The 23,033-nt window shown below is 65.5% G+C and carries 18 protein-coding genes; 15 read left to right on the forward strand and 3 right to left on the reverse strand.

Going from position 1 to position 23,033, the window contains the following annotated elements:
- Positions 1–2 precede the first annotated feature (2 nt).
- On the reverse strand, positions 3–389 hold the full coding sequence (locus tag E5K00_RS08155; RefSeq protein ID WP_135462738.1) for a DUF3037 domain-containing protein: 387 nt from the start codon (positions 387–389) through the stop codon (positions 3–5).
- On the reverse strand, positions 367–1,167 hold the full coding sequence (locus tag E5K00_RS08160; RefSeq protein WP_135462739.1) for a HipA family kinase: 801 nt from the start codon (positions 1,165–1,167) through the stop codon (positions 367–369). Before E5K00_RS08160 ends, E5K00_RS08155 begins: the two co-directional genes overlap by 23 nt.
- Positions 1,168–1,413: 246 nt before the next feature.
- Here E5K00_RS08160 and E5K00_RS08165 point away from each other — a divergent pair, with 246 nt between their 5' ends.
- Together E5K00_RS08165 and E5K00_RS08170 are read left to right on the forward strand one after the other, a co-directional pair.
- On the forward strand, positions 1,414–2,865 hold the full coding sequence (locus E5K00_RS08165) for a 3' terminal RNA ribose 2'-O-methyltransferase Hen1 (protein WP_135462740.1): 1,452 nt from the start codon (positions 1,414–1,416) through the stop codon (positions 2,863–2,865).
- A gap of 237 nt (positions 2,866–3,102) precedes the next feature.
- Complete coding sequence (locus E5K00_RS08170) at positions 3,103–5,724, forward strand: polynucleotide kinase-phosphatase (protein WP_135462741.1); 2,622 nt, start codon at positions 3,103–3,105, stop codon at positions 5,722–5,724.
- A gap of 10 nt (positions 5,725–5,734) precedes the next feature.
- Here E5K00_RS08170 and E5K00_RS08175 read toward each other — a convergent pair whose 3' ends face one another.
- Positions 5,735–6,184 carry a hypothetical protein gene (locus E5K00_RS08175; protein WP_135462742.1) on the reverse strand — a complete coding sequence of 150 codons (450 nt, stop codon included), beginning with the start codon at positions 6,182–6,184 and terminating at the stop codon, positions 5,735–5,737.
- Positions 6,185–6,268: 84 nt separating this feature from the next.
- Between E5K00_RS08175 and E5K00_RS08180 the strand changes: the two genes are divergently transcribed.
- The 13 genes from E5K00_RS08180 (at position 6,269) to kdpB (ending at position 22,943) form a co-directional block, all read left to right on the forward strand.
- Positions 6,269–7,039, forward strand: a complete 771-nt coding sequence (locus E5K00_RS08180) for a nucleotidyltransferase domain-containing protein (protein ID WP_135462743.1) — start codon at positions 6,269–6,271, stop codon at positions 7,037–7,039.
- Between the two features lie 23 nt (positions 7,040–7,062).
- The gene (locus tag E5K00_RS08185) at positions 7,063–8,157 is read left to right on the forward strand and encodes a DNA polymerase beta superfamily protein (RefSeq protein WP_245328237.1); all 1,095 of its coding nucleotides are present in this window, start codon (positions 7,063–7,065) and stop codon (positions 8,155–8,157) included.
- 192 nt (positions 8,158–8,349) lie between these two features.
- On the forward strand, positions 8,350–9,696 hold the full coding sequence (locus tag E5K00_RS08190) for an SWIM zinc finger family protein (RefSeq protein ID WP_135462744.1): 1,347 nt from the start codon (positions 8,350–8,352) through the stop codon (positions 9,694–9,696).
- On the forward strand, positions 9,693–11,270 hold the full coding sequence (locus E5K00_RS08195) for a DUF5691 domain-containing protein (RefSeq protein WP_135462745.1): 1,578 nt from the start codon (positions 9,693–9,695) through the stop codon (positions 11,268–11,270). Before E5K00_RS08190 ends, E5K00_RS08195 begins: the two co-directional genes overlap by 4 nt.
- A gap of 3 nt (positions 11,271–11,273) precedes the next feature.
- Positions 11,274–12,368 (forward strand): ATP-binding protein, encoded by a 1,095-nt coding sequence (locus E5K00_RS08200; protein ID WP_135462746.1) that lies wholly within the window; start codon positions 11,274–11,276, stop codon positions 12,366–12,368.
- Positions 12,368–12,700 carry a hypothetical protein gene (locus E5K00_RS08205; protein WP_135462747.1) on the forward strand — a complete coding sequence of 111 codons (333 nt, stop codon included), beginning with the start codon at positions 12,368–12,370 and terminating at the stop codon, positions 12,698–12,700. The genes E5K00_RS08200 and E5K00_RS08205 overlap by 1 nt, the downstream gene beginning before the upstream one ends.
- 256 nt (positions 12,701–12,956) lie before the next feature.
- On the forward strand, positions 12,957–13,358 hold the full coding sequence (locus E5K00_RS08210) for a hypothetical protein (protein ID WP_135462748.1): 402 nt from the start codon (positions 12,957–12,959) through the stop codon (positions 13,356–13,358).
- Between the two features lie 4 nt (positions 13,359–13,362).
- Positions 13,363–15,735 (forward strand): DUF5682 family protein, encoded by a 2,373-nt coding sequence (locus E5K00_RS08215; RefSeq protein WP_135462749.1) that lies wholly within the window; start codon positions 13,363–13,365, stop codon positions 15,733–15,735.
- Between the two features lie 10 nt (positions 15,736–15,745).
- Positions 15,746–16,879 carry a VWA domain-containing protein gene (locus E5K00_RS08220; protein ID WP_135462750.1) on the forward strand — a complete coding sequence of 378 codons (1,134 nt, stop codon included), beginning with the start codon at positions 15,746–15,748 and terminating at the stop codon, positions 16,877–16,879.
- Between the two features lie 99 nt (positions 16,880–16,978).
- On the forward strand, positions 16,979–18,337 hold the full coding sequence (locus E5K00_RS08225; protein ID WP_135462751.1) for a sigma-54-dependent transcriptional regulator: 1,359 nt from the start codon (positions 16,979–16,981) through the stop codon (positions 18,335–18,337).
- A gap of 555 nt (positions 18,338–18,892) precedes the next feature.
- Positions 18,893–18,970, forward strand: coding sequence for a K(+)-transporting ATPase subunit F (kdpF, locus tag E5K00_RS23315; protein WP_135463703.1), 78 nt, complete (start codon positions 18,893–18,895; stop codon positions 18,968–18,970).
- 61 nt (positions 18,971–19,031) lie between these two features.
- Positions 19,032–20,732 (forward strand): potassium-transporting ATPase subunit KdpA, encoded by a 1,701-nt coding sequence (kdpA, locus tag E5K00_RS08235; RefSeq protein WP_135462752.1) that lies wholly within the window; start codon positions 19,032–19,034, stop codon positions 20,730–20,732.
- Between the two features lie 165 nt (positions 20,733–20,897).
- Complete coding sequence (gene kdpB, locus E5K00_RS08240) at positions 20,898–22,943, forward strand: potassium-transporting ATPase subunit KdpB (RefSeq protein ID WP_135462753.1); 2,046 nt, start codon at positions 20,898–20,900, stop codon at positions 22,941–22,943.
- Positions 22,944–23,033: the final 90 nt, after the last annotated feature.

The following is a 23,033-nucleotide window of genomic DNA, read 5'->3' on the forward strand; positions in this document are numbered from 1 at the left end:
ACCTACTCCACCAGCTGCCGATACAGCCGGTCCAGGGTGGCGGCAGCGTCTTCGCAGAGGCCGGGGTGCGTGGGTGAAGTCTGCACCACGGTGCTGCGGGTGGCCGCGAGCCAGCGGAACCGCTCGGCCAGGGAAAGCCGCCCGATGGTGCCGCCCTCGGGCTTGCCCCGGCAGATTTGCTCGAAGGCCTGTAGGCGCTGGCGCAGCTCGGCCAGGTCGAGGCCGGCGCCGGCAAAGGCTTGCAGGCGGGCTTCGGGCAGCGCGCAGCGGGTTTGCAGAAAGCCCTGGGCGCGGCAGTACAGGATGACGCCGACGTTCAGAAACTCTTCGCGCTCTACGCGGGGCACCACGCGCAGCACGGCGTACTCAAACAAGTGCTTTTCGGGCATCTTCGGCTTCCTGAACAAAGGTTTCTGAGGCGGCCAGGCGACTTGCCAGGAACCCGACGTAATTCTGGCGCTGCTCCGGGGCCGTAGCCTCGCCGGCGGCGGCTTCCTCCAGCCACGCGTCGGGCACCAGGGCCAGAATAGCGTGCAGGACTTCCGGCGTCAGCCGGGCGCGGTACTCGGTGTCCACGGCGGCCAGCTCGCTGGCCTGGGGCAGCAGCACGTGGTCTTTCACCTGCGGAAACGTGCGGGGCCGGGGCGCGGCCCAGCCCGGGCCGGCGTGGTGCACGTAGAGGGCCGCGCCGTGGTCAATCAGCCAGAGCTCCTTGTGCCAGATCAGCAGGTTGGTATTGCGGGCGGTGCGGTCCACGTTCAGCGTCAGGGCATCCAGCCACACGATTTGGGAGGCCAGGCGGGGCTCGATGGTCGTGACCAGCGGATCGAAGGTGATGGCACCGGACAGGTAGTGCAGGCCCAGGTTCTGGCCGGTGCTGGCCCGCAGCAGGTCCTGGATTTCCTCGTCGGGCTCGGAGCGGCCGAAGGCTTCGTCGAGCTGGCAGAACACCAGCTCGGGCAGGCGCAGGCCCAGCACCCGGGCCAGCTCGCCCACCACCAGCTCGGCGATGAGGGCCTTGATGCCCTGCCCCGCGCCCCGGAACTTGACCACGTACATAAACTCGTCGTCGGCTTCGACCAGGGCGGGCAGCGAGCCGCCTTCGCGCAGCGGCGCGACGTAGCGCGTCACCTCCACGGTTCGGAGCGCAGGAATACTTTCGGGCATAAGCAGCGGGTTGGAAGGCAAAGAAAACCTAATTCCGGCAGTTTACGGGCATTTCGGGCAGCGGGGCCATGCCAGCTGCTCCCACTGTTCCGGTTGGACCTGATTTTCAGTGGCAGTAGCTACGCGGAGGGCCAAACCACCTACTCAGCGGCAAGTCGTTAAGCCAATGGGCGGCATCCACCGGCGGGCCTGTTTGCCGTTGCTGCCGCCAATTGTGGCATATTGCCACTGTCTTATCTAGGTCCGATGCTACTTACGATTACCACTACCCACCAGCCCGCCACCGATTTGGGCTACCTGCTGCACAAGAACCCGGCCCGCCTGCAAACCCTGGAAGTAGCCGGCGGCCAGGTCCATATCTTCTACCCTGAAGCTACCACCGAGCGGTGCACGGCGGCCGTGCTGCTCAATATTGACCCCGTGGCCCTGGTGCGCAACCACCGGGGCCCGGCCGGCGAGGGGTTTGCGCTGGAGCAGTACGTCAACGACCGGCCCTACGTGGCCTCGTCCTTTCTGAGCGCGGCTTTGATTAAGGCCTTCAACACGGCCATGAACGGCACCTGCAAGGACCGGCCCGAGCTGCCCGAGGTGCTGCTGCCCCTGCAAGCCACCGTGGCCGTGATGCCCGCCGCCAGCGCCGAGCAGCTCGTCCGCCTGTTTGCGCCCCTGGGCTACGAGGTCGAAACCGAGGCCCACGTGCTGGACCCGACGGTGCCGGAGTGGGGCAACAGCCGCTACTTCACCCTGCGCCTGCGCCACCCAGCCCTGCGCCTGCGCGACTTGCTCAGCCACCTCTACGTGCTGATTCCGGTGCTCGACAACGACAAGCACTACTGGGTAAACGCCCAGGAAGCCGAGAAGCTGCTGCACCGGGGCGCGGCCTGGCTGCCCCAGCACCCCGACCGGGAGTTTATTACCCGCCGCTACCTGCGCAACCTGGCCGAGTACGTCAACCCGACCCTGGAGCGCCTACTCGCCGGCGACGAAGCCGCTTCGGACGACTCCCTGGAAGCCGTGCTGCCGCTGGATTCGGTGGCGGAAAGCCCGAATGCAGCCGAAACCCTGACGCCGGATAGCGCCGCACCGGCCGCCGAAAAGCAGAAGCTCCACGACGTGCGCCTGGACCGGGTGGCCGAGGAAATCCGCCGCCTAGGCGCCCAGCGGGTGCTGGATTTGGGCTGCGGGGAAGGCAAGCTGGTGCGCCGCCTGCTCAAGCTCCCGCAGGTGGAGCACATTCTGGCCCTGGACGTGTCGATGCGGGAGCTGCAGCGGGCCCAGGAGCGGCTGCACGTAGCCGAAATGCCCCCGCGGCAGCGCGAGCGGCTCACCCTGGCCCAGGGCTCGGTGCTCTACCACGACCCGCGCCTGGCCGGCTACGACGCGGCGGCCGTGGTCGAAGTCATTGAGCACCTCGACGAAAACCGGCTGGCGGCCTTCGAGCAGGTGGTTTTTGCCCGCGCCCAGCCCAAAGCCGTCCTCGTGACCACGCCCAACGCCGACTACAACCAGCGCTACGAGCAGCTCTCCGCCGGCGACTTCCGCCACACCGACCACCGCTTCGAATGGAGCCGGGCGCAGTTTGCAGAGTGGGCCACGGGCGTGGCCGAGCGCCACGGCTACCAAGTGCGCGTCGAGCCCCTGGGCCCGGAAGCCGAGGAGTTTGGGGCGCCTTCGCAGCTGGCCGTGTTTGCGCGGTAAGGCAATCGGCAGAAGTCTACTCAAGTTAGAACGTCATGCTGAGCGCAGCCGAAGCATCTCGCGTGCTGACGTCTGATTAGTAATGAGGTGCTTCGACTTCGCTCAGCATGACGGACTTTTGTTAGCTACCAATCCGGACTTCAACCACGTTTGAAGTATCTATTTTTTCTCTTCAAGATTTGCTCTTACCGCTGAATTCAAGTCCCCGGCGGACTTATCAGCTCCGATATTCTCCCAATGCCCTACACGAATCTTAAGCTGCCCGAACTTTCCCTGGTGTTGCTCATCGGCACGTCCGGGGCGGGCAAGTCGACGTTTGCCCGCCGCCTGTTCCGGGGTTCCGAAATCGTGTCGTCGGACCAGTGCCGGACGCTGGTGTCCGATGACGAAAACGACCAGGCCGCCACGCCCGACGCCTTTGCCCTGCTGCACTACCTGGTAGGTTTGCGCCTCAAGCGCGGCCTGCTCACGGTGGTCGACGCTACCAACGTGCAGCCCGAAGCCCGCAAAACCCTGGTCCAGCTGGCCCGCGACTACCATGTGCTGCCCACGGCCATCATCCTCGACGTGCCCGACCGGGTGGCCGAGGACCGCAACCGCGCCCGGGCCGAGCGGCAGCACATGGGCCGGCACGTGGTGCCCCAGCAGCGGCAGCAACTGCGCCGCAGCCTCAAAACGCTCAAGCAGGAAGGCTTCCGTCACATTTTCCACCTGCGCGGCCCCGAGGAAATCGACGCGGTGCAAACCATCGTGCGCGACCCGCTCTACAGCAACCGCAAGCAGGATACCGGCCCCTTCGACATCATCGGCGACGTGCACGGCTGCTACGACGAGCTGCTGCAGCTGCTCGCCAAGCTGGGTTACACCGTGGAAACCGAGCCCGCGCTGGACGCCCGCGACTTGGGCGTGCGCGTGACGTCGCCCGACGGCCGGCGAGCCCTGTTCCTGGGGGATTTGGTGGACCGGGGCCCGGCTTCCCCGCAGGTGTTGCGCCTGGTAATGAGCATGGTGCAGGGCGGGCAGGCCCTGTGCGTGCCCGGCAACCACGATATCAAGCTGTTGCGCTATCTCAATGGCAAGCAAGTCAACGAGAAGCACGGCTTCGCCGAAACCGTGGCCCAGCTGGCCCAGGAGTCGGACACGTTCAAGAGCCAGGTGCGGCAGTTTCTGGACGGGCTGGTGAGCCACTACGTGCTGGATGGCGGCAAGCTGGTGGTGGCCCACGCCGGCATGCGCGAAGAAATGCAGGGCCGGGGCTCGGGTGCCGTGCGGGCCTTTGCCCTCTTTGGCGAAACCACCGGCGAAATCGACGAATTCGGCCTGCCCGTGCGCTACAACTGGGCTTCCGAGTACCGCGGCCGGGCCACGGTGGTCTACGGCCACACGCCCGTGCCCGACGCCGAGTGGCTCAACAACACCATCGACATTGATACCGGCTGCGTGTTTGGCGGCCGCCTCACGGCCCTGCGCTACCCCGAGCGGGAGCTGGTGGCCGTGCCCGCCGCCCAGGTCTACTGCGAGCCCGCCCGCCCGTTGGATTACCTGCGGATTCTAGCCGAAGCCAACAACCAAAAATCAGAAACCGACCACCAACTATCCGCCCAGCAGCAGCACGACGAGCTGCTCGACATCCGGGACGTGCTGGGCAAGCAGATCATCAAAACCCGCCTGCTGCCCTCGGTGACCATTCGGGAGGAAAACGCCACGGCGGCCCTGGAGGTGATGTCGCGCTTTGCCCTGAACCCGAAGTGGCTGCTGTATTTGCCGCCCACGATGAGCCCCTCGGAAACCAGTGCCCTGCCCGATTTGCTGGAGCACCCGGCCGAGGCCTTCGACTACTTCCGCCGCCAGGGCCTGAGCCGGGTGGTGTGCGAGGAAAAGCACATGGGCAGCCGCGTGGTGGTAGTGTTGGCCCAGAGTGAGGATGCCGCCCGCCGCCGCTTCGGCGTAGTGGGCGAAGGTCCGGGCAAGGTGTACACCCGCACCGGCCGCAACTTCTTCAACGACCCGGTGCTGGAAGCCGCTTTCCTGGAAAAGCTGCAAGCGGCTCTGACGGCGGCCGGCTTCTGGGAACGGTTCCAGACCGACTGGCTGTGCCTCGATGCCGAGCTGCTGCCGTGGTCGGCCAAGGCCCAGGAGCTGATCCGCAACCAGTACGCCGCCGTAGCCGCCGCGGCCACCGCCGCGCTGCCCGAAGCCGCCGCCGTGCTTACCCAGGCCGCCACCCGGGGCCTCGACGGCGTGGAGGCCCTGCTGGCCCGCACTTCGGCCCGGCAAACCGCCGCCCAGCACTACGCCGAGGCCTACCGCCGCTACTGCTGGCCGGTGGAAAGCCTGGCCGATTTGCGCCTGGCCCCGTTTCATTTGCTGGCCACCGAGGGCAAAACCTACTTTGACAAAGACCACGCCTGGCACATGGAAACCCTGCGCGCCCTGAGCCAGGCCGACGAAAGTCTGCTCCGGGCCACGCCCTACCGCGTGGTGCACCTGCAGGACATTCCCGACGTGGAAGCCGCCACCCAGTGGTGGCTGGATCTGACGGCAGCCGGCGGGGAAGGCATGGTGGTGAAGCCCTACGACTTTATCCCCGAGGGCAAAACCCTGGTGCAGCCGGCCCTCAAGTGCCGGGGTCGGGAGTACCTGCGCATCATCTACGGCCCCGACTACCTGCTGCCCGGCAACCTGGAGCGCCTGCGCGAGCGGGGCGTGAAAGCCAAGCGCAACCTAGCCCTGCGCGAGTTTACGCTGGGCGTGGAAGGCCTGGAACGATTCGTGGCCGGGCAGCCGCTGCGGGCCGTGCACCAGTGCGTGTTCGGGGTGCTGGCCCTGGAAAGTGAGGCCGTCGACCCGCGGCTGTAGGGGTGTAGGCTTATTGTTGACTGGGCGCAGCAACTTCGGAGCAGACAACTGGTGTAAGCACCCGGTTAGGGTCGAACCAAATGGCTTCCCTGGTTTTGAAGGTAAATAGCCCCTCACTCTCCTTGATATCACCAAAGCCCTCTACGAAGCCGTTGCTTTGCCGCAGAAAGGCGACAGGCGCAGCAGTTTGACTGAGCTGGCCGTTGATTTCGAGACGGTAACTAGCCAGCAGCGTATCCCCGTGCATCTGGCCCTGGATACGGCCTTGATTACGGTCTGGGCCGGCATTATACCGAATGTACCCCGTCACGGCTGACGAGGTGATACGCAGGCTCAAACTGATGGTGTCCTCGTCGGAATAGTGAGCGTAACAGTGCTGCTGAGTTGTCGGGGCCTCTTGACAAGCGGTTAGCCCGGATAGACCCAAAGCAAAATACCAGCGCAAAAGATTTTTTTTCATGAACCAAAGCCTGGGACGAAGCGGGACTGAATAATAGTCTCAATCTAATGACTAATCCTGGTTTTGCCTATCCGCCCTCCCCTCATGCTGACCCGCATTGCCACTGCCCTCACCCGCCTTGAAGCCGAGCACGACATTCGTATTCTGTACGCCTGCGAGTCGGGCAGCCGGGCCTGGGGCTTCCCCTCCCCCGATTCCGACTACGACGTGCGCTTTATCTACCTGCGGCGGCCGGGCTGGTACCTCACCCTCGACGAAGGCCCCGACACGCTCAACTTTCCCGTGGATGCCGAGCTGGACCTGGCCGGCTGGGATTTGCGCAAAACCCTGAAGCTGCTGCGCGGCTCCAACGCGGCCTTGTTTGAGTGGCTCCAATCGCCGACGGTGTACCACGCGGCCCCGGAGTTTGGGCCGCTGGTGCAGCCCCTGCTGGCGGGCACCTTCAACCTGCGGGCCGGCCTGCACCATTATTTGGGTTTGGTGCGCCGGGGCTTGGAATCCGACTTCATAAGTGAAGAAGTGCGGCTCAAGCGGCTGTTTTATGCCCTGCGTTCGGCCTTGGCCGCCCGCTGGATCCGGAACCGCCAGACGTTGCCACCGATGGAGTTTGCCTTGCTGCGGGAAGAGCTGCCGGCCGCGCTGAGTGCCGAGGTAAACGAACTGCTGGCCATCAAAGCTCAGGCTACTGAAAAAACGACCGTGCCCCGGCCGGCGGCGCTGGTGGAGTTTCTAACCCAGGAATACGCTGCCGGCCAGGCCGCCCAGGGCGCGCTGCCCGTGCCCACTGGCGCGGAGCCGACGGCGCAGCTCAACGCAATATTTCAACAGTTGCTGGCCACCTCCTTTCCCGCCTGACGGCTTTTCCCTTGCTTCCTTATATGACTCCGAGCGACACCAGCCTGAGCATCGACTACCTGCGCCGGCACAACCTGATCCTCTTCGAAGCCGTGAGCGGCAGCCGGGCCTACGGCACCGATTTGCCCCACTCCGACACCGATTTGAAAGGCGTGTTCGTGCTGCCCGAGGCGCTGTACTACGGCCTCGACTACGTGCCGCAGGTGGCCAACGCCACCAACGACGAGGTGTTTTACGAGCTGCGCCGCTTCGTGGAATTGCTGCTCAAAAACAACCCCACGGCCCTGGAAATCCTGGCCTCGCCGGCCGACTGCATCCGCTACCAGCACCCGCTGTTCGAGGCCTTCCGGCCGGCGCAGTTTCTCTCTAAGCTCTGCCGCCAAACCTTTGCCGAATACGCCGTAGCCCAGATTCGCAAGGCCAAGGGGCTCAACAAGAAAATCAACAACCCCGAGCCCCCGGCCCGCAAGTCGGTGCTGGATTTCTGCTACGTGACGGTGGGTGCCGGGGCCCAGCCGGCCGATAAGTGGCTGAGTCGCCAGGGCTACGCGGCCGCGCGGTGCGGCCTGGCCAACGTGCCCCACCTGACCGACTTGTACGCCCTGTTCGTGGACCTGGCCGAGGTGCCCACGCTGGGTTACCGGGGGCTGGTGAAGGACGCGGAAACCTCCAACGACGTGCTGCTCTCGGCCGTGCCCAAGGGCGAGGTGCCGGTGGCGTATTTGTCGTTCAACCGCAACGGCTACTCCACTTACTGCCGCGTCTACAAGGAATACTGGGACTGGGTAGCCCGCCGCAACGCGGAGCGCTACGAAAACACGGTGCAGCACGGCAAAAACTACGACGCCAAAAACATGCTCCACGTGTTTCGGCTGCTGCGCACGGCCCTGGAAATTGCTACCACCGGCCAGCTCCACGTGCGCCGCCCCGACCGGGACTTTCTGCTGCGCATCCGCCGGGGCGAGTTTGAGTACGACACGCTGGTGGCCGAGGCGGAAGCCCTGGTAGCGCAGGTAGAAGCGGCTTTTGCGAAATCCGCTTTGCCCGAGGCTCCCGACAAACAGCGGGCCGTCGACCTGCTCATTGCCACGCGCCGGCAGTTCTACGCCTCGCTCTAGCCCAGCGCCGACGCTGGGCGGCGGGGCAACTTCCTGGCGGCCAAGGCTCTGCCGGGGCGGAGGCCACCGCCTCCGGGCCAGGGCGCGACTACGGGCGCAGATTACGGGCCCAGGATTAGAAGTTGATAGCCCGACCTGCTACTTTGCACCTGGTTATCCATCTTCTATTCGAGCTAATAACCCTATACTGCCTTGACTTGGACTGAAGAGCAAGTACGAGCCCTCGTAACGGATGCCGGCACGCTGAAACGCGGCCAGGAGCTGACTTCGCCCGCCAAATGGGCTAACCTGGGCCAGACCAACACGGCGGCCTGGGGCGAGTGCGCCGGCAGCGGCGCCAAGCCCTACCTCACCGGCATCGACCTGACGGAGCCCGCCTTCAAGTGCTCCTGCCCGAGCCGGGTATTTCCCTGCAAGCACGGCGTAGGTTTGCTGCTGCTGCTGGCCCGGCAGCCCGCGCTGCTGGCCCCGGGCACCCCGCCCGCCTGGCTGGCCGAGTGGCTCGACAAGCGCCAGACGCGCCAGCAGGAGCAGGTCGGAAAAACCGTGGCTACCGCCGAAAGCCCCGCTCCCACCGCCGCCGACCCCGCCGCCCGCGAAAAGCGCGAAGCCCAGCGCCTGCAGCGCATGAGCCGTAGCGCCGCCGAGCTGGAAGCCTGGCTTGTGGATTTGATCCGCAGCGGGCTGGGCAGTTTGGAAAAGCAGCCCGGCAGCTACTGGCACAACCAGGCCGCCCGCCTCGTGGATGGGCAGCTGCCCGGCCTGGCCACTACCGTGCGCGAGCTGGCCGGCCTGCGCCACGCCGGCCCCGACTGGCCCGAGCGGCTCTTGGCCCGCCTGGGCGAGCTGTACCTGCTGGTGCGGGCCTTCCAGAACCTGCCCCAACTGCCGCCCGACGCCCGGCAGGAAGTGTTGCAGCAGGTAGGCATCACGCAGAAAAAGGAAGAGCTGCTCACGGCCAGCCCCGCCGTAGCCGATACCTGGGACGTGGCCGGGCAGCTGACCTGGGAAGAAGACCGGCTGACGGCCCGCCGCACCTGGCTGCGGGGCCGCGCCACGGGCCGGTTTGCCCTTATTCTGGAGTATGCTTTCGGCAGTCAGAGCTTCCCCACGGCCCTGGTGCCCGGCGGCAGCTACGACGGCGCGGTGGTGTTTTACCCCGGCCTGGCAGTGCTGCGGGCCACGCCGGTGCAGCTCACGTTTCAGGGCCTTTCCTCCGGCGCCCGGCCCGAGCTGGGGCCCACTCAGCTGCTCGATGATTACGCTCATGCCTTAGCCCGCAACCCCTGGCTGCGCGAGTGGCCTGCCTTTTTGAGTGCCGTGCGCCCCGTGCTGCGGCCCGATGAAACCTGGGCCCTGGCCCACGAAACCGAGCCCGGCCTGCTGCCCCTGCAGCTCGGCGCCAGCACCGAAGCCTGGCAGATGCTGGCCGTGGGGGGCGGGGCTTCCCTGACGTTTTTCGGCGAATGGAACGGCCGCGCCTTCCGCCCCCTGTCGTATTGGCCCACGGCCGTCACCGCTACTCCCGCCCGGCCATGACGACACCTGACCCTCAGCTGCTCTGGACCCAGCTGCTGCGCACGGCCATGCTCGGCACCCGCCACAGCTCCGAGCCCATCCCCAACCTGCTGGGCCCGGCCACAGCAACGGAAGACACGCCGGATCAGCGCGAAAAGCAGGTCCTGCTCACGGCGGGCACCCTTGCGCTGGTGCGCAAAGCCGGCTACAGGCTGCCCGAGCCCGGCGCCGCCACGCCAGCCACGCCCCCGGCCGCCCCCGAAACCCAGCCCGCGTTGGGCCCCACCGGCACCACTCACTTACAGCTGATGCTGGACGGCCAGCACGCGGCCCTGCTGCCGGCTTACCTGGAGGAGCTGGCCCGGCACGGGCGGCGGGTGCCGCCCCCGCTGCTGGTGCCTCTGCTCGACTACGCCCGCCCCCGCCCGGAGCTGCACCGGCTTACCGGCCCGGTGCTCGGCAGCCGGGGCGCGTGGCTGGCCGCCCAGAACCCGGACTGGCAGGTGCTGCTGGCCGCCGCCCCGGCTCCGCCCGACGCGGCCGTCTGGGAAACCGGCGCCCTGCGCCAGCGCATCATCTACCTGGAAACCCTGCGCCAGCGGGAGCCGGCCCGCGCCCGGGAGCTGCTGGCGGCTAGCCTGCCCCAGGAGCCGGCCAAAGACCAGGCGCAGCTGCTCGCAACGCTGGCAATAAACCTGGAAGCCGCCGACGCGCCCTTGTTGGAGCAGTATCTGGCCTCGAAAAGCAAGGAAGTGCGCCAGACCGTGCTGCTCCTGCTGGCGCGGCTGCCGGGCAGCGCCGTGGTTGAGCGGCTGTGGCAGCGCGCCGCCGCTCTGCTCACCCTGAAAAGCAACCTGCTGGGCAAGAAGCTATTGGTAACGCTGCCGGCCGACTGGGACAAAACCTGGCTAACCGACGGCATCGAGCAGAAAGACAGCCGCTTCCCGGGCGAAAAAGCCGGTCTGCTGGGTCAGCTGCTGGCCGTGCTGCCCCCCGCCCGCTGGACGGCGCACTGGCAAGTTTCGCCCGCCAAGCTGCTGGACCTGGCCGCCGGCACCGAGTGGGGCCCGCTGCTGCTCAGCGCCTGGCACGACGCCCTGCGGCTGCACCGCGCCCCCGATTGGGCCCAGGCCTATCTGCGCCACCAACTCGAAAACGACAAAACCACCCCGCTGGATGGCACCGAAGCCGCGGCGTTGCTGGGTCCGGCCGCGGCCCAGCAGCTCCTGCTCGACCACCTGCCCCGCCGCCCCAGCCTGAGCCAGTCGGCCGCCCCGTGGGAGCACCTGCTGCTTTCCGTGCCCGGTCCCTGGCCGGCGGCCCTCACGACCAAGGCGCTGCAAACCATTGAGAATACCATCGTGGCGAGCGGCACGACGCAGTACTACGCTCAGCACTACCGCCTCATTCAACTGCTCCAGCACATGCAGACTGCAGTGCCGCCCGCGCAGTATGCCTTGTGCGAAGCCACCCTGACCAGACTGCGCGACGTCGGCCCGACCCTGGCCGGCTACTTCGACCAGCTGCTTACCGCGCTGCACTTCCGCCAGCAGCTTACCTTGTCACTTACCGAACCCGCTACTCTTTCCGCCTAGCTTATGTCAACTCCCGTTTCTGAAATCCTGCGCCCGCACGCCGAGGTGGCGTATGCCGAAGAGCTGGCCGCCCTGAAAGCCGCCGACGACCGGCCCAAGCCCCCCAACTGGCAACTCTCGCCCTGGGCGGTGGTTACCTACCTGCTGGGCGGCAAGCTCGACAACGGCTTCGTGATTGAGCCCAAGTACATCGGGCAGCGGCGGCTGATGGAAATTGCCGTGGCCACCCTGGCCACCGACCGCGCCCTGCTGCTGCTGGGCGTGCCGGGCACGGCCAAAAGCTGGGTTTCGGAACACCTGACGGCGGCCATCAGCGGGCACTCCAACCTGCTGGTGCAGGGCACGGCCGGCACCTCCGAGGATGCCATCCGCTACTCCTGGAACTACGCCCGCCTGATTGCCGAAGGTCCGTCGCTGGGCGCGCTGGTGCCCTCTCCCCTGTTCAAGGGCATGCAGGAAGGCGCGCTGGTGCGCCTGGAAGAGCTGACCCGCATTCCGGCCGACGTGCAGGACACGCTCATCACGATGCTCTCGGAAAAGGTGCTGCCGATTCCGGAGCTGGCGACTGAGGTGCAGGCCACGCGCGGCTTCAACGTCATTGCCACCGCCAACGACCGGGACAAGGGCGTAAACGAGCTGAGCAGCGCCCTGCGCCGCCGCTTCAATACCGTGGTGCTGCCCCTGCCCAACGACCTGACCGAGGAAGTGCGCATCGTGCAGACGCGGGTGGCAAAGCAGGGCAAGGCCTTGCAGTTGCCCGTGGAGGCCCCGGCCCTGGAGCAAATCAACCGCCTCGTGACCATCTTCCGGGAGCTGCGCGGCGGCGTGACTGAGAACGGCAAAACCAAGCTCAAAAGCCCCAGCGGCACGCTCAGCACCGGCGAGGCCATATCGGTGATGAACTCCGGCCTGGCCCTGGCCGCCTACTTCGGCGACGGTACCCTGCGCGCCCACGACCTGGCCGCCGGCCTTACCGGCGCCGTCCTCAAAGACCCCGTCCAGGACCGCATCGTGTGGCTGGAATACCTGGAAACCGTGGTAAAAGAGCGCGACGGATGGAAGGATCTGTACCGGGCCTGCCGGGAGGTGGTGGAGTAATGGATAACGTCAGCATCATCGCCTGTTTACGTAACCTGGGCTCATTGCCAGATGATAGTACGCCTGCCATTGACGACTTTCCTTTAGAGAAATTTGATGAACTCGTGCAGCAACTTTCCGAGCCTTTGGAACCAGACCATTCTCTGGCTTTAATCAATTTAGGACCTCCGCGCGGCACATCAGCTTGTGGAATAGAGTGGTCATTAATTCATGCCGCAGAGGCTGTTTCCGCTGAAGTGCTGCGTGATGTCTTGTTTGATGCGGACGACACGGAGGTCAAAAGAATTATTGCCATGAGGTTGGCAAATCATTTTGAAAACGACGCGAAATAGTGGATTTGATCTATGGACACTGGCCGGCCTGAATCTGCTGAAACATCACCTGAATCCTATCTGGCAGTTAAACTATAAAGCAAAGCCTGAGACAAACGTGCCACTTGCTAAGGAAGCATCTACTCAGACCAGCCACTTTCTGGCTCGGCTTCGGAAGTTTTTTAATAGTATCTGAGTATGTGTAATCGATTACGACTCCCCGTGCTTAATGCCCCAGCCCAGACCAAACTATACCGACTTAGGCTTTTCAAACCCAATGAGCCCAGCCCTACGAAATCTAGTAGAGAAACAGCTATTGTCGGACTTGGCTCACTACGGCGTTGTTCAGGAGGGGCTCAGGTTTGATTGGTCAGAAAGCTGCATTGAAGGCCATTCCGCGAACTATTTAAACAGTAGCCTCGAAAATTATTCCGGCATTTCTCTATATAATTCTGACGATGAGTACGTGGCTCATGGGTGGATGGAATTCATTTTGGCTGGTGAGTTCTTCCTGGTTTTCTGGGACTTTTTGACAATCAGGGAAAACAGTCGGCAAATCTCCGACAAGAACCAGCCTGGAATTCCTGACCATGTATGGCAACAGCTTCCGCAAGACATTCGAGGCAGCTACCAAAAAGAACGAATGACACAGCCGCCTTTTCGCAAGCCTGTTCTGTAACTCCATGCCCACCGACCTCCGCCTTTTCGGCATTCGCCACCACGGGCCCGGCAGTGCCGCCAGCCTGCGCCAGGCCCTCGACGCGTTTCAGCCCGACGTGGTGCTGCTGGAGTGCCCGGCCGATGCCGAAGCGGCGCTGGCCAGCGGCACCCACCCCGAGCTGAAGCCACCCGTGGCCCTGCTGGTGTATAATCCCAAGCAGCATCAGCAGGCGTCGTTTCTGCCGTTTGCCTCGTTTTCGCCCGAGTGGCAGGCCCTGCACTGGTGCCAGGAGCACGGCGCCCACCTGCGCTGCTTCGATTTGCCGATGGCCCTGCGCTTTGGCCTGCCCGACGAAGCAACTCCGGAACCTCACCCCCTGGCCCCCTCTCCTCTGGGAGAGGAGGAGCCAACTCCAAGTGTTACCTCTACCCTAGTACCAGAGACAACAGCACAAGAGTCCGCTTTAAAGCTGGAAAAAGAGCCAGAGCTAGTTCCCCCTCTCCCTGCGGAGCGGGGGCTAGGGGGCGAGGCGCAACGCGACCCTATCTCCTACCTGGCTGAGTTGGACGGCTACTCCGACGGGGAGCGGTGGTGGGAGCTGCGCCTGGAGCACAGCGCCGGCCACGCCGATACCTTTCAGGCCGTGCTGGGCATGATGACGGCCCTGCGCGAGGAGCTGGCCCAGCCCGAAACCGAGGAAACGTTGCTGCGCGAGGCCTTTATGCGCGAAACCATGCGCGCCACGCTCAAGCAGGGCTACCAGCGGGTGGCCGTGGTGTGCGGGGCCTGGCACGCCCCGGTGTTGCAGGAAGCCCAGCTCAAGAGCGAAGCCAAAGCCGACAAAGCCCGCCTCAAGGGTCTGAAAAAAGCCCCCACCGAAGCCACCTGGATTCCGTGGACCTACGAGCGGCTTTCCTACAGCTCGGGCTACGGGGCGGGCGTGTTGTCGCCGGCCTGGTACGAACTGCTGTTTCACACGCCCCATACCGAGGTTGTCACGCACTGGATGGTGCGGGCCGCCCGGCTGTTGCGCGGGCAGGATATGGACGCTTCCTCGGCCCACGCCATTGAGGCCGTGCGCCTGGCCGAGACGCTGGCCGCCGTGCGCGGGCGGGCTTTGCCGGGCATCGAGGAGCTGGAAGAGGCGGCCGTGGCCATCTTCGGGGGCGGCTACGCCGAGGCCCTGCACCTGGTGCACGAGCAGCTGGTGATTGGGGAGAAGCTGGGCGAAGTGCCTTCGGAGCTGCCCGCCACGCCCTTGCAGCAGGACGTGCTGACCCAGCAGAAAGCCACCCGCCTCAAGCCCGAAACCACGCCCAAAACCCTGGACCTGGATTTGCGCCAGGAGCTGCACCTCGAACGCAGCTACCTGCTGCACCGCCTGCGCCTGCTGAGCTTGCCCTGGGGCACGCCGCAGCGCGTGCAGGGCAAAAGCGGCACGTTTCACGAGGTGTGGGAAGTGCAGTGGAAGCCCGAGTTTGCCCTGCAAATCATCGAAGCCGGGCTCTGGGGCAACACCGTGCTGGAAGCCGCCACCAACCGCGCCCGGCAGCGGGGCCGCGAGGCCGGGCAGCTCGAGCAGGTTAGCAGCTTGGTTGAGGAGGTGCTGCAAGCCAACCTGGGGGCCGCCATTCCGGATTTGGTAGCCCGCCTCGAAACGCTCAGCGCCGACACCCGCGACGTGACCCACCTGCTGGCCGCCCTGCCCCCGCTGGTGAACGTGCTGCGCTACGGCAACGTGCGCCGCACCGAAACCGGACAGGTGGCCCAAGTGGTGCACAAGCTGGTACCGCGCCTGTGCATTTCCCTGCCCCAGGCCTGCACCGGCCTCGACTACGACGCGGCCAGCCAGCTGCTGGCGCGCGTCGAGGCCACCCACCAGGCCATCCGGCTGCTACAGGACGCGGGGCAGGAAGCCGACTGGTACGCGGCCCTGCACGCCATTCTGCGCAACCCGGCCAGCAGCGGCCTGCTGGCCGGGGCCGCCGCCCGCCTGCTGTTCGACGCCCAGCAGCTGCCACCCGAGGAAGCGGCCACGGTGCTGGGGCTGGCCCTGGCCCCGGCCCAGCCCACCGACTACGCCACGGCCTGGATTGAGGGCTTTCTGAGCGGCAGCGGCCTGCTGCTGATTCACCACCACGAGCTGTTTGGGCTGCTTGACGCCTGGCTGAGCGGCATCGACGAGGCGGTGTTCCAGGAAATTGTGCCGCTGCTGCGCCGGGCCTTTACGGGCTTCAGCCTGCCGGAGCGCCGCCAGGTGCTGGACTTAGCGTTGCAGGGCACCACGCCCAACACGTCGGCAGGGGCGGCGGCCGAAACCCTGGATTTGGAGCGCGGCCTGCGCGTGCTGCCGATTTTGCGGGAGCTGCTGGGCGTCGCCGAAGTTTCTATCTGATTTTACTGCTATGGCTGCCGATTCTGTTTCCCCCCAACCCACCGACAACACCGCCCGCTGGAAGTTGGTGCTGGGCGCCGAGGCCGATGCCGAAAACCAGGTTCCCCTGTCGGCTGATTACGGGCGCATGGACGAGGTGCTCACGGCCCTCTACGACAGTGAGCGGAAGGGCCGCGGCGGCCTGGGCGGCTCGGCCCCCAAGGTCAGCCGCTGGCTGGGCGACATCCGCCAGTACTTTCCCTCCTCGGTAGTGGCCGTGATGCAGAAGGACGCCATGGAGCGGCTGGGCTTGAACCAGCTGCTGCTGGAGCCCGAAATCCTGCGCACGGTGCAGGCCGACGTGCATTTGGTGGGCGTGCTCATGTCGCTGGGGCGGGTGATGCCGGCCAAGGTGCGCAGCACGGCCCGCGAGGTGGTGGGCAAAGTGGTGCGGGAGCTGGAGCAGAAACTCTCGAACCCGCTGCGGCAGGCCGTGCAGGGCGCCCTGAGCCGGGCCGTGCGCAACCCCCGCCCCCGCTACCGCGAAATCGACTGGGCCGCCACTATTCGGGCCAATCTGAAGCACTACCAACCCGCCCAGCGCACCATCATTCCCGAAAAGCTGGTGGGCTTCGGGCGGCGCGGGCAGGCCCTGAAGGAAATCGTGCTGTGCGTGGACCAGAGCGGCTCGATGGCCTCGTCGGTGGTGTACGCGGGCGTGTTTGGGGCGGTGCTGGCGTCCATCAAGGCCGTGAAAACCCACATGGTGGTGTTCGATACCGCCGTGGCCGACCTCACCGCCGACTTGCAGGACCCGGTGGATCTGCTGTTCGGCATTCAGCTCGGCGGCGGCACCGACATCAACCTGGCCCTCACCTACTGCCAGCAGCTCATCACCCGGCCCACCGATACCATTCTGGTGCTCATCAGCGACTTATACGAGGGCGGCAACGAGCGGGAAATGGTGAAGCGCGCCGCCGCCCTGCGCGCCACCGGCGTCACGGTCGTGGTGCTGCTGGCCCTCAGCGACGACGGCTCGCCCAGCTTCGACCGGCGCATGGCCGAGCAGCTGGCCGCCCTCGACATTCCCTCCTTCGCCTGCACCCCCGACCGGTTTCCCGACCTGATGGCCGCTGCCATTCAGGGCCAGGCCATTCGGCTGTAAGCCGGTGCCGACACGCCGGTGCTGCGGCGGGCGCACCGGGGTGTCGGCATTTTTGCGTAGCCTTGCGCCCCGAATTTCTTCCCGTATCTGCCCCGCGCCATGTCCCACGGAACCATCCTTATCATCGACGACGAAAACAGCCTGCGTAAGGTGGTGAGCCGGGTGCTGGAGCTGGAAGACTATACCGTGCTGCAGGCGCGCACCGCCCACGAGGGCCTGGAGCTGCTGGGCCAGCACGCCGAGGAAATCCTGGTGATTCTCTCCGACGTGAAGCTGCCCGACGGCCACGGCCTGGGGTTGCTGCCCCGCTACCAGGCCGTGGCGCCCCTGGCCGAAGTCATTCTGCTGACGGCCTACGGCACCATTGCCGATGGGGTGCAGGCCATGCGCTCGGGCGCTTTCGACTACCTGACCAAAGGCAACTCGGACGATCAGCTGGTCGTCGTCGTGGCCCGGGCCGCTGATAAGGCGCGGCTGCAGCGCCGGGTGGCCCAGCTCGAACAGCAGCTCACGTCGCAGTACACGTTTGAGTCGATGATCGGGCACTCGGCGCCGCTGGAGCAGGCCAAAACGCTGGCCCGGCGCGTCGCCCCCACCGACAGCACCGTGCTGCTGGAAGGCCCGACCGGCTCGGGCAAGGAGCTCTTTGCCCAGGCCATTCACCACGCCAGTCCGCGCCGCAGCAAGCCGTTCGTGGCCGTCAACTGCTCGGCGTTTCCCAAGGATTTGCTGGAAAGTGAGCTGTTTGGCTACCGCAAAGGCGCTTTCACCGGGGCCCTGGCCGATAAGAAGGGCCTGCTGGAAGAAGCCACGGGCGGCACGCTGTTTCTGGACGAAATCGGGGAGCTGCCCCTGGAGCTGCAAGCCAAGCTGCTGCGGGTGCTCGAAACCCAGACCTTCACCAAGCTGGGCGACACCAAGCCCCTGACGGTAAACGTGCGCATTGTGGCCGCCACCAACCGCAACCTGCGCCAGGAAGCCGACGCGGGCCTGTTCCGCCCCGATTTGTACTACCGCCTGGCCGTCTTCACGGTGCCCGTGCCGCCCCTGAACGTACGGCGCGAGGACATCGAGCCCCTGGCCAACTACTTCCTGCGGCTGTACGCGGCCAAGCTCCGCAAGCGCCTGCACGGCATGGATGCCGACTTTCTGCGCCACCTCACGCACTACAACTGGCGCGGCAACGTGCGGGAGCTGAAAAACGTGCTGGAGCGCGCCGTTATCCTGGCCGACGGCGACCTGCTCACGGCCGACAACCTGCCCGCCGAGTTCGACCACGCCGCCCACCCCGCCGCCCCCGACGACGCGGCCGCCGCCCAGTGGACGCTGCGCGGCATGGAGCGCAGCCACATCCAGGCCGTGCTGCAGCAGGCCCACGGCAACAAAACCGAGGCCGCCCGCATGCTCGGCGTGGCCCTGACGACGCTGTACCGAAAAATCCAGGAGTACGGCCTGTAAGCGCCCCGGGCCCCACGAAAGCACGGCTCCGGCCCGTGCAAACCAGCTTTTCAGACCTTGCCGCCAGCCCCTAGCAAAACGCTAGGGGCCGGGCGCGTATGGCCCGGCGGGCCGGCGCGGCGGCCGGCTCCTACCCGCGCCCGGCGGGCCTTTCACGGCATTTTCAGCCCACCCGGGGCCGCCGCCGGGCCAGTATGCGGCGCGCCGGCCTGGCCCGCTACGCTACGCCGGCTCCCGGCACTCCGGGGGCTAGCATTCTGCGAAGACAGCCTAGCAAAACGCTAGTAGCCCCTGCCCGCCCAACTGGCCCGGGCAGCGCAGACAATCCAATTATCCTCTTGATAAACAAACCATTACTTCCAAGCGCGCTATTCCGCGGGCTTTGGGAACGACTTTGGTTTCGGCCCTGGCATCTGTCAAACACACTTTTGCTTTTGCTGCTATGGCTGCTTCTCTCCTGCTTCCGCTGCTTCTCGCCACCGGCCTGGCCGGCTTCTGGCTTTTCGACAAGTCCGTCGGCTATTTCGACCACATCTAACCGCCCGCGCCGCTATGATGCCCGCTCTGTTTGTCCTCGCGCTGGCCACGTTTGGCTACCTCATTTACGTGCTGCTCAAGCCCGAGAAATTCTAACTCCGCCGTGGGTCGGGCGGCGGCTGATGCTGCCCTCCCGGCCGGCTCCACTTCCTGTATCATGACCAACGAACTACTCGGCATCGGCGCAATCTACCTGGTTACGCTGGTGCTGGCCTTGCCGCTGGGCCGCTTTCTGGCCGCCGTATTTCAGGGCTCCCGCAACCTGCTGGACTTTATGGCGCCCGTCGAGCGGGGCATTTTCCGCCTGGCCGGCCTCGATTCTACCCGCGCCATGAGCTGGCAGGAGCACCTGCGCGCCCTGCTCACCATCAACCTGGTGTGGTTTCTGCTGGCCCTGCTGGTGCTCAGCACCCAGGGCAGCCTGCCGCTCAACCCCGACGGCAACCCCTCGATGTCGCCGGACCTGGCTTTCAACACGGCCATTTCCTTCCTGGTAAACTGCAACCTGCAGCACTACTCCGGCGAATCGGGCCTGTCTTACCTCTCGCAGCTGGTGGTCATTACCTTCCTGCAGTTTGTGAGTGCCGCTACCGGCATTGCCGCGGCCGTGGTGGTGCTCAACGCCCTACAAACCCGCACCACCGAGCAGCTGGGCAACTTCTACGACTACTTCGTGAAGAGCCTCACCCGCCTGCTGCTGCCCCTGAGCCTGGTTATCGGGCTGGTGCTGGCCTTCCAGGGCACGCCCATGACGCTGCTGGGCAAGCAGCCCTTGGTGACCCTGCAGGGCGACTCGGTGGCCGTGAGCCGGGGGCCGGTGGCGGCTATGGTGGCCATTAAGGAGCTGGGAACCAACGGCGGGGGCTTTTTCGGGGCCAACTCGGCCCACCCGCTCGAAAACCCCAACTACTTCACCAACGCCGTCGAAAACGGCGCACTGGTGCTGATTCCGCTGGCCCTGATTTTCGCCCTGGGCTTTTACCTGAAGCGGCCCCGGCTGTCGTACATGATTTTTGGGGTGATGACCGTGGGCTTTCTGGCCCTGCTGGCCCCGACTCTGTACTACGAGCTGCACGGCAACCCCGCCCTGGCCCAAATGGGCCTCGACCAAAGCCTGGGCGCGCTGGAAGGCAAGGAAATGCGGTTTGGCGCGGCGGCCTCGGCCTACTGGAGCATCACCAACACGGTCATCAGCTGCGGGTCGGTCAACTCGATGCACGACTCGTTCATGCCGATTTCCGGCCTGATGCAGCTGCTGGGCATGATGACCAACGCCTTTTACGGCGGCTGCGGCGTGGGCCTGCTCAACTTTTTCGCCTACCTGATTATTGCCGTCTTCATTGCCGGCCTGCTGGTGGGCCGCACGCCCGAGTTTCTGGGCAAGAAAATCGAGGCCCGGGAAATGAAAATTGCCGTCATCGTGACGCTGCTGCACCCGCTGCTGATTCTGGCCGGCACGGCCCTGGCCGCGCACACCTACGCCGGCAACCCCGCCGAGTACGCCGGCTGGCTGGGCAACCCCGGCTTCCACGGCTTCTCAGAAATGCTGTATGAGTTTACCTCCGCCGCGGCCAACAACGGCTCGGGCTTCGAGGGCCTCGGCGACAACACCCCGTTCTGGAACATCAGCACCGGCGTGGTGCTGCTGCTCGCGCGCTTCCTGCCCATCATCGGCCCGGTGGCTATTGCCGGCCTGCTGGCCCGCAAAAAGTACGTGCCGGAAGGGGCCGGCACCCTGCCCGCCGACACGGCCACCTTCGGGGTGATGGTGCTGGCCGTCATCGTCATCATTGCCGCCCTGGCCTTCTTCCCGGCCCTGGCGCTGGGGCCGCTGGCCGAGCACTTCGCGCTGTATTAACCCCTCCCCAACCCCTCTGGGAGAGAGGCTCAGGTTAGCCTCTTTCGACATCGTTCACTTGCCGGGCAGCGCAATTGCTGCCCGCACCAAAATAACTGCCCCATAAATTCTCGTCAGGCTCCCCCTCTCCCAGAGGGGAGGGGGCCGGGGGGTGGGGTCCACGATATGTCAACTAAATCTCAATCCTTGTTCCAACCCGCGCTGGTGTCGGAGGCCGTCAAGCAGGCTTTCGTGAAGCTCGACCCGCGCATCATGTTCCGCAACCCGGTCATGTTTACCGTGGAAATCGGGACGGCCGTGATGCTGTTTGTCACGCTGGGGCTGCTGGTGCGGCCCGATGCCGCCCAGGGCTCCTTCGGCTACAACCTCACCGTGTTCGGGGTCCTGTTTCTGACCCTGCTGTTCGCCAACTTCGCCGAGGCCATTGCCGAAGCGCGGGGCAAGGCCCAGGCCGAAAGCCTGCGCAAAACCCGCCAGGATACTCCCGCCCGCGTGGTAGATGCCGACGGCCGCGTAACGGCCGTGTCCTCGGCCCAGCTCCAGAAGGGCCAGATTTTCCTGGTGGAAGCCGGCGAAATCATTCCCACCGACGGCGAAATCATCGAGGGCTTGGCTACCATCGACGAGTCGGCCATTACCGGCGAGTCGGCCCCGGTGATTCGGGAGGCCGGCGGGGATAAGTCCTCCGTCACGGGCGGCACCAAGGTGCTGTCAGACCGCATTAAAGTGGTGGTGACGACGGCACCCGGCGAGTCGTTTCTGGACCAGATGATTGCCCTGGTGGAAGGCGCTTCGCGGCAGAAAACGCCCAACGAAATTGCCCTCACCATTCTGCTGGCGGGTTTCACGCTGGTGTTCGTGCTGGTGTGCGTCACGCTGCAGCCCTTCGCGGCCTACGCCCACGCCCCCATTGCCATTTCGGCCTTTATTGCCCTGTTCGTGTGTCTGATTCCGACTACCATCGGCGGGCTGCTCTCGGCCATCGGCATTGCCGGCATGGACCGCGCCCTGCGGGCCAACGTCATTACCAAGAGCGGCCGGGCCGTGGAAACGGCCGGCGACATCGACGTGCTGCTGCTCGACAAGACCGGCACCATCACCATCGGCAACCGCAAAGCCACCCACTTCTGGCCCGCCCCCGGCGTAGAGGCGCACCGCTTCATGGAGCTGGCCGTGCTGGCGTCGCTCACCGATGAGACGCCCGAGGGCAAGAGCATCGTGGAGCTGGCCCGCGGGCAGCACCTGGACCCGCAGCCGCTGCACCACCGCCTGGCGGGAGCCGAGCTGATCAAGTTCACGGCCGAAACCCGCAGCAGCGGCGTCACGCTCCCCGACGGCACCCGCATCCGCAAGGGCGCCTCCGATGCCATCCGGCAGCTGGCCAACCGGGCCAATCAGCCCTTTCCCCAGGAAACCACCCAGCGCGTGGAGGCCATTGCCGGCAACGGCGGCACCCCGCTGGTGCTCAGCGAAAACGACCGGGTGCTGGGCGTGGTGGAACTGCAGGACATCATCAAGCCCGGGATTCAGGAGCGGTTTGCGCGGCTGCGCAACATGGGCATCAAAACGGTGATGGTGACGGGCGACAACCCGCTCACGGCCCGCTTCATTGCCGAAAAAGCCGGCGTCGACGACTTCATTGCCGAAGCCAAGCCAGAAGACAAAATGCACTACATCCGCCGCGAGCAGCAGCAGGGCCGGCTGGTGGCCATGATGGGCGACGGCACCAACGACGCCCCCGCCCTGGCCCAGGCCGACGTGGGCGTGGCCATGAACTCGGGCACCCAGGCCGCCAAGGAAGCCGGCAACATGGTGGACCTCGACAACGACCCGACCAAGCTCATCGAGGTGGTCGAAATCGGCAAGCAGCTGCTGATGACGCGCGGCACGCTCACCACCTTCAGCATCGCCAACGACGTGGCCAAGTACTTCGCCATCGTGCCGGCCCTGTTCATGGTGGCCATCCCAGCCCTGGGCGCGCTCAACATCATGGGCCTGAAGTCGCCGCAGTCGGCCATTCTCTCGGCCGTGATTTTCAACGCCGTGATTATCCCGCTGCTGGTGCCGCTGGCCCTGCGCGGGGTGGCTTACAAGCCCATCGGGGCCTCGGCCCTGCTGCGCCGCAACCTGCTGGTGTACGGCCTGGGCGGCGTAGTGGCTCCCTTCGTCGGCATCAAGGTCATCGACCTGCTGGTGGGGCTGTTTTTGTAATAATGAATCAACAATGAAGTAGAACGTCATTCCGAGCGAAGTCGAGGAATCTCGCGTGCTGATGTTGCAATAGTAACTCAGTAAAGCGGT

The sequence above is a fragment of the Hymenobacter aquaticus genome, from assembly GCF_004765605.1.
GTDB lineage: Bacteria > Bacteroidota > Bacteroidia > Cytophagales > Hymenobacteraceae > Hymenobacter > Hymenobacter aquaticus.